The sequence below is a fragment of the Streptomyces sp. SID486 genome (assembly GCF_009865385.1).
Classification (GTDB): Bacteria; Actinomycetota; Actinomycetes; order Streptomycetales; family Streptomycetaceae; genus Streptomyces.
The window spans coordinates 1-3,568 of sequence record NZ_WWJT01000480.1; the positions used below are offsets into that span (position 1 = coordinate 1).

The 3,568-nt window shown below is 73.5% G+C and carries 4 protein-coding genes; 2 read left to right on the forward strand and 2 right to left on the reverse strand.

Features of this window, described 5'->3' with window-relative positions:
- Positions 1–97: 97 nt before the first annotated feature.
- Positions 98–1,375 carry an FAD-dependent oxidoreductase gene (locus tag GT045_RS22770; RefSeq protein ID WP_161287451.1) on the reverse strand — a complete coding sequence of 426 codons (1,278 nt, stop codon included), beginning with the start codon at positions 1,373–1,375 and terminating at the stop codon, positions 98–100.
- A gap of 354 nt (positions 1,376–1,729) precedes the next feature.
- Between GT045_RS22770 and GT045_RS22775 the strand changes: the two genes are divergently transcribed.
- A complete protein-coding gene (locus GT045_RS22775; protein ID WP_161335269.1) occupies positions 1,730–2,221 on the forward strand; it encodes a DUF1360 domain-containing protein in 492 nt (163 codons plus the stop codon).
- Between the two features lie 244 nt (positions 2,222–2,465).
- Here the strand turns inward: GT045_RS22775 and GT045_RS22780 are convergent, their stop codons facing one another.
- Entirely contained in the window at positions 2,466–3,203 is a 738-nt protein-coding gene (locus tag GT045_RS22780) for an MgtC/SapB family protein (protein ID WP_161335270.1), read from the reverse strand.
- A 201-nt stretch (positions 3,204–3,404) separates the two neighbouring features.
- On the opposite strand from GT045_RS22780, the gene GT045_RS22785 reads away from it, so the two are divergent.
- Positions 3,405–3,568, forward strand: a 164-nt coding sequence (locus GT045_RS22785; protein WP_237538797.1) for a DUF2267 domain-containing protein, incomplete at its 3' end; no start/stop codon positions are given.

A 3,568-nucleotide genomic window follows, 5' to 3' on the forward strand; every position in this document is an offset into this window, starting at 1 on the left:
GGCAGTGGGGGGTGGGGGGCGGTGGGGTTCCGGCCAGGAGCCCGGGGTCGACCGGTCGCCGTGCCGTGCCGTCGGATCCGGTCCGCGGCACCGGTGCTCACGCGTGCTGTCCGCCGGCCGCGGTCTGCGTGCCCGGCTCCCGGTTGCGGACCGCCGCGGCGGGGGGACGTTCCCGGCGGGCGCCGTACGCGACGAAGTAGGCGGGCAGGCGGCGCAGCCATGGCGAGCCGCCGACCAGGCGGGCGACGCGCCGGGCCCGCTCAGCACTGCCCAGGGGTGGCCGGCCGCGCAGGACCGGGGCGATGAAGCGGGCGTGGGCCGTCCGCTGCAGCGCCTGGGTGACGACCGTGGTGGGACGGCGGCGGCGCTGCACACCGCGTACGTCGCGCAGCCGCACCGTGCCCCGGCGCAGTGGCCCGGCCAGCAGGCGGGCGGTGGCCACGGCGTCCTGCACGGCCAGGTTGATGCCGATGCCGAAGACCGGGGACATGGCGTGCGCGGCGTCGCCGATGCACAGCAGGCCGGGGCGGTGCCAGCGGCGCAGACGGTCGAGATGGACGTCGAGGAGCTTGACGTCGTCCCAGGACCGCAGGACGTGCGTGCGGTCGGCGATCCACGGGACGCCGGCGGCGTAGGCGGCCCGGAAGCGGTCCAGGCCCCCGGCGCGGAGTTCGGCGTCGGCGCCTTTGGGGATCAGCGCGGCGCACTGCCAGTAGTCACCGCGGTCGATCATCGCCGTCAGGAATCCCTCCCCGGCACCGCCGACGAGTCCGGACGGATCGCCGTCCCTGCGCGGCAGGCGGAACCACCAGGCGTCCATCGGGCAGGTGAACCGGCGCAGTCCCAGTTCCGGGCGGGAGCGGGCCAGTGAGCCACGGCCGTCGCAGGCGACGGTGAGGAGGGCGCGCAACTCGCCGGTACGGCCGTCGGAGGTGCGGTAGCGCACCCCGGTCACGCGGCCGGACTCGACCAGGAACGAGGTCGCCTCCGTGTTCATCCGCAGCTCGAAGGTCGGTTCACGCCGCGCGTGCTCGGCGAGGAGGTCCAGCAGGTCCCACTGGGGCACCATCGCCACGTAGTTGTAGGGCCCGGGCAGGACCGAGAGGTCCGCGACCGTGACGGCCGGACGCCCGGCGCCGACCGGCAGCTGGACGGTGCGGACGCGGCGCTGCGGCAGCCGGGCGAAGGGTTCGGCCAGCCCCAGTTCGTCCAGCAGGGCCAGGGTCGACGGGTGGACGGTGTCACCGCGGAAGTCGCGCAGGAAGTCGGCGTGCTTCTCCAGTACGGTCACCGCGATCCCGGCCCGCGCCAGCAGCAGGGCGAGCACCATGCCGGCGGGACCGCCCCCCACGACACAGCAAGTGGTCTTCTCCATGGCCGTCCCGCCTTTCGGGAGAGCGTTGATTCATCGCTCCACTAATTCATCGCATGATGAATATTAGCGTCCGCCCGGCCGCCGCACAAGGTCCCGGGTCAGCCCCAGGAGAGATCGCTCCGTCCCCCGCGAAAGGTCGCTCCGTCACTCCCGCAGCTCACGTGCCGTCCCCGGAGGTCACGTGCCAGCCCCGCAGGTCACGTGCCATCCCCGAAGGTCACGCCATCCCCGAACGTCACGTGCCATCCCCGGCGGTCACGCACCCCCCCCAAGGTCACGTGTCACCCCGCACACGGGGGGAACTCGTCGCGCGCCCGAGCAGGGCCCGAGCAGGCCGGAGACACGGGAGGTCTCATGACGACGGACGCCGCAGGTTACGACGACCGGGGCGACGTCCCGCTGGGAGGCTATGCCGCCCTCGCGTCGGTGTTCGCGGGGAGCGCGGGCGCCTTCGCGCTGCTCGCCCGGCGCCGGGGTGTGCGACTGCCGGAGGGGGTCCCGCCGTGGGACGTCGCGCTGATCGGCGCGGCGACGTACAAGACGTCCCGGCTGCTGACCAGGGACAAGATCACCAGCTTCGTCCGGGCGCCGTTCACCCGCCGCACGGAGCAGGGCGAGGGCGCCGAGGTCATCGACGAACCCCGGGGCAGCGGGCTCCGGCGCGCCGTGGGCGACCTGGTCTCCTGCCCGTTCTGCACCGCGGCCTGGGCCGCCGGCGCGCTGGTCTGCTCCTACACGGCGGCGCCCCGGCTCACCCGGCTGGTCTGCGGCGGCCTGGGCGCACTGACCGTGTCGGACTGGCTCCAGTACGCCTGGACGGCGACCCAGGAGACGGCGAAGGACTGAGCGGCTCGGCGTTCCGGTCCGACCATCCAGCTGTTTTCGTACTGTCTCGGGCCTTTTCCGGCTGGTCGTCGGGCCGGTCGTCGAGTACGGCCGTTCGGCGGCTGTTCAGGACGGCCGTTCGGTGGCTGTTCAGGACGGCCGTTCGGCGGCTGTTCAACGCGGCCACTCGGCGGCTGTTCAAGGCGGCCACTCGGTGGCTGTTCGTCGCCCGAGGTGGGCTCCGTGGCCGGGCCGCTCGGGCTGGCTATTCCTCGTCCGTGGCGGCGATCAGTTCGATGTCCAGGACGCCGTCGTCCAGGAACAGCTCCGACGCCAGCCGGGAGGGGTCATCGGTGCCCTCCAGCTGCAACAGCACCCGTGCCGCGTCGTCGGTGCGACCGGGCAGCCTCTCGACCTTCACCTGCAGGATGCGGAAGCCGCGCCGGGTGCAGGTCTGCATCAGACGCGGCAGCAGCGCGGAACCGGTCCGGTAGGTGAGGCGGGCCTCGAAGGTGGCGGCGGTGGTGCCGGGTACCACCCGGGCGGAGAGCAGCGGATAGCCCCGGACCACGAGGAAGTGCAGCGCCGTCACCACCAGTGCGAGGACCGGCAGCCCGCCCCCGCAGGCCATGCCGACCGCACAGGTCAGCCATATCGTGGCGGCGGTGGTCAGGCCCCGTACGGCATCCCGCCGTACGAAGATGAGCCCGCCGCCGATGAAGCCGATGCCGGAGACGATCTGCGCGGCGACCCGGGAGGGGTCGAAGGAGACGTTCTCCAGGCCGAGCACCGCGGTGAAGCCGTGCTGGGAGACCTCCATCATCAGGGCGCTCGCGATACCGACCAGCGTGTGGGTGCGCATCCCGGCGCTCTTCTGCTGGGCCGCGCGTTCCCAGCCGATCAGGCTCGACAGCAGCAGCGCCAGCCCCAGTTCGGCCAGCTGCCGCGGTCCCTGCCCGTTGTGGATGTCCCACAACGGTGCCGCCAGCTCCGCGCCTGCCATGCACACCTCGCACGTCACTCCGCCGATGTCCCGCTGCCGACGCGTACCCACGCGCCGGGTGGTCGACGCCCACCTGACCGGAGGACGGCCGCCGTGACCAGGGGCGGGCGTGGGGTACTCGACCGGTGTCGCGACGCCCGCGGGACGGGCGTGCCGTCGGCATTTCGTCCGGAAGGGACCGGTCCCATGCGGCACGACGAGATGATCGGAAAAGTGCAGGCGCTGGCCCAGCTGCCCGACCGGGGGGCGGCCGAGCGGGCCGCGCACGCGGTCGTCAGCACGCTGTCGGAGCGGCTGCCGGCCGGGCTGGCGCGGCACGTGGCCGCCCAGCTGCCGCCGGACATGGCGGCGGCCATGCGGGAGGC